This is a genomic window from Geminicoccus flavidas, from assembly GCF_009806515.1.
Lineage (GTDB): Bacteria > Pseudomonadota > Alphaproteobacteria > Geminicoccales > Geminicoccaceae > Geminicoccus > Geminicoccus flavidus.
Window position 1 is genome coordinate 1 of sequence record NZ_WUJP01000631.1, and the last position, 2,894, is coordinate 2,894.

Sequence of the window (2,894 nt, forward strand, 5' to 3'; positions counted from 1 at the left end):
TGGCCCCCCGTCTCCTCGCAGGCCTGCCGCAGCCGGCACTCGTGGTGCTGGTCGACCGCGAGCCGCTCCTGATCGGGGCCAGCCGGCCCGATGCGCTGATGGATCCGAAGCTCCTGCGCCGCCGCGCCTGCTACCGGCTGCTGGCCGACCGGCTGCACCTCCCGGTCCTGCAGAACGATGCGAGCCTGGAAGCCGCCGACCGCTTCCTGGACCGCCTGGTCGGACTCGCACCGGAGCCGGGCGGCTGGAGGGCCAGCGGGTGATCCGGGTCTTCTACGCCAACGATCCGCTGGCGGCCGACCAGGGTGGTGGAGCCGAGCATTTCCGCGGCATCTTCCGCGCGCTGTCGGACTCCGGCCTGGACTGGCAGCTGGTAGCGGCCCGGCTGCAGCACCGCTCGCACCCGCAGGTCGACTATATCTCGCGCACCTCCCATTTCGGGCGCTGGTACCTGGCGCTGTGGGGCTGGTTCTGGCGCAACCGGCACAGGATCGGGCCGGACGACGTCTTCCATTTCCACCGCAACTACGCGGCCTGGCCGAAATACCTGCTCTGCCCGCGCCGCGGCCGGGTAGTGATCACCTATCACAATGTCAGCGGCCGGGTGCTGGACGGGCTGCTCGGGCGCTCTGCACGGCCGTTGCGCTGGGCGATGAAGCTGCTGGAGCGCGCGGCGGTACGCCGGGCCGACCGGCTGGTCTGCGTGAGCGAGCGTGACCGCCTGGAACTGGCGCGGACCGTGGTGGGACCGCCCTTTGCCGAGGCTCTCGTCATGGCGGCGGCACTCGACCACGCCCGGCTGTCGGAGGTGCCGGCGGCGGCACCCAAGAGGTGCTCGCGCCTCCTGTTCCTGGGACGCCTGGAGCGCCAGAAGCAGCCAGAGCGGGCGGTCGAGGTGCTGGAGCGGCTCTGCGCTACGGGCGGGGCAGGCTGGACCTTGACGATCGCGGGCGAGGGTAGCCAGCGCGGGCGGCTGGAGCGGCGCATCCAGGACAGCCCGGTGCGCGACCGGATCGTCATGGCCGGACTGGTCCCCCATGACCAAGTCGCCCGGCTGATCGACGCTCATGACCTCCTGCTGGTGACCAGCCGCTACGAGGCCTCGCCTACCGTGGTGAAGGAAGCGCTGCTGCGCCACCGTCCGGTCGTAACCTGCGATGTCGGCGATGTGCGGCGCTGGATAGCGGCCGGCAGTGGCCTGATCTGCCGGGATGACCCGGAGGAGCTGGCAGAAGCGACGCGCGTGATGGCGCGCCTGATCGCCGAGGGCGGTTATCGCCCCTCGGACCGGCTGGGCGGCGACCTGGAGCAGCGCCTGATGGCACCCCTGCTGAGCCTCTATCGCGCCGTTCAGGACGGAGCGTGAGCGAACGCGCCGGTGCGTTGTCCGCCATTCTAGTAGGTGGCGGGGCCAGGCTCGCGGCTGCCGGCATGGGTCTTGCCGGCACCACGCTCGCGGCTCGGGCACTGGGGCCGGCCGAATGGGGGATCTGGCTCGTGCTGTTCGCCGGCTTCGGCTGGTGCCAGCATCTGGCGGAATGGGGCCTGCGCAGTGTGGCACTGGTGGAGGGCGGCCGCCTGAGTCAGGCCTGCCCGGGCCTCGTGCGCGATGTCCTGTGCGCCCGGCTCGTGCCGCTCGTCCTGTCCGGCGTCCTGCTGGTGGGTGGTACTGTCGCCTGGCGACCGGAGCTGGCCGGTGCTGCGCTGTGCCTCGCCGCGGCGCTGGCCATGATCGCCCTGAACCTCGACTGGGTAGGCCTGGTGCGCGGCAGCGCCCTGCCGGCGAGCCTCGGCCTCATGGCCCGCCCAGCCCTGTTCCTGGCTGCCATCGCCGTGCTGCCGGCACCGCTGGCGGTGGGCGACCTGGCCCTGGCGACGCTGATCGGCTGGGCGGGCGCGGCACTGGCCGGTGCCGCCGAATGGCGGCGCGCCCCGGCACCCGTGCCCGGGCGCATGCGGCTACGCACCCGCAGGCTGCTCAAGGCCGGCACCCCGTTCTTCCTGGTGACGGCGGCGAACCAGGTGGCGCTGTCGGCTGACCTGATCGCGGTCGCCTGGATGCTCGGTACCGAGGCAGCCGGCGCATTCGGCTTGGCCATGACGATCGCCCAGACCGCGACGCTGGGCGCCCAGGCCGCCGCCCAGTGGTGGCTGGCCCGGGGGGCTGCGATGGCGCCCGCGCGTGCCCGCCGGGTCCTGCTCGACGCCCTGCTGCTGGGTGGCACGGTGGCCGCGGCCCTGGCGATTCTGGGACCGAGCCTGCTGCTGCGGCTGTTCGGCGCCCAATGGTTGGCAGCAGCCGACCTCTTGCCGCCGGCGACACTCTATGTGGCGCTGGTGCATGTCACCGCGGTGCGCGCGGCGCTGGTGGCCGCCGGGGGCGGGGCAGGGCGGGTGGCGCTGGCGCAGCTCGTGAGCCAGGCGGTCAGCTGGCCCCTGCAGCTCCTGGCGGCAGCCCGGCTTGGCCTGGAGAGCGTGGTGCTGCTCCGTGGGCTAGTGGAACTGCTGCGCCTCGTGCTGTTGGTCAGTTCTGACGACTTCTGGATCCGGTTCCGAGGTCGATCCGGAATTGCTAAAATGCCATTCAAATCATGAGGGCATTTGCATCCAAACTCTAATCGAATCCGAAACGATAATAGTTGTGCCTGATTCAGGTTGATGGTTATTCATTCAGGCAGAGGGAAATGGATCAGATGGCTGCCGAACGGCTCCAGGAATGGAACGGCCGGTGCCTGGAGAAGACCGATGGCTGCTTCGACCCGCAACCTGCACGATCTGCTCCACCAGGCGGCTTCGTCGCTCCGGCACGAGCGCGCGCGGACGAACGTCACCCCGTTCCGCGGCCGCCGGGTGCGCACACCGGAACTGGAGCTGGAGCATCTGTCGGTGACGCT

At 70.9% G+C, this 2,894-nt stretch carries 3 protein-coding genes; all 3 read left to right on the plus strand.

Annotated features, from left to right (window positions below):
* On the plus strand, window positions 1–263 hold a 263-nt coding region (locus tag EQG76_RS17780; RefSeq protein ID WP_159715726.1), incomplete at its 5' end, for a hypothetical protein.
* Entirely contained in the window at window positions 260–1,366 is a 1,107-nt protein-coding gene (locus EQG76_RS17785) for a glycosyltransferase family 4 protein (RefSeq protein ID WP_159715727.1), read from the plus strand. The genes EQG76_RS17780 and EQG76_RS17785, both read left to right, overlap by 4 nt.
* Window positions 1,363–2,595, plus strand: a complete 1,233-nt coding sequence (locus EQG76_RS17790; RefSeq protein WP_159715728.1) for a polysaccharide biosynthesis protein — start codon at window positions 1,363–1,365, stop codon at window positions 2,593–2,595. The genes EQG76_RS17785 and EQG76_RS17790 overlap by 4 nt, the downstream gene beginning before the upstream one ends.
* Window positions 2,596–2,894: the final 299 nt, after the last annotated feature.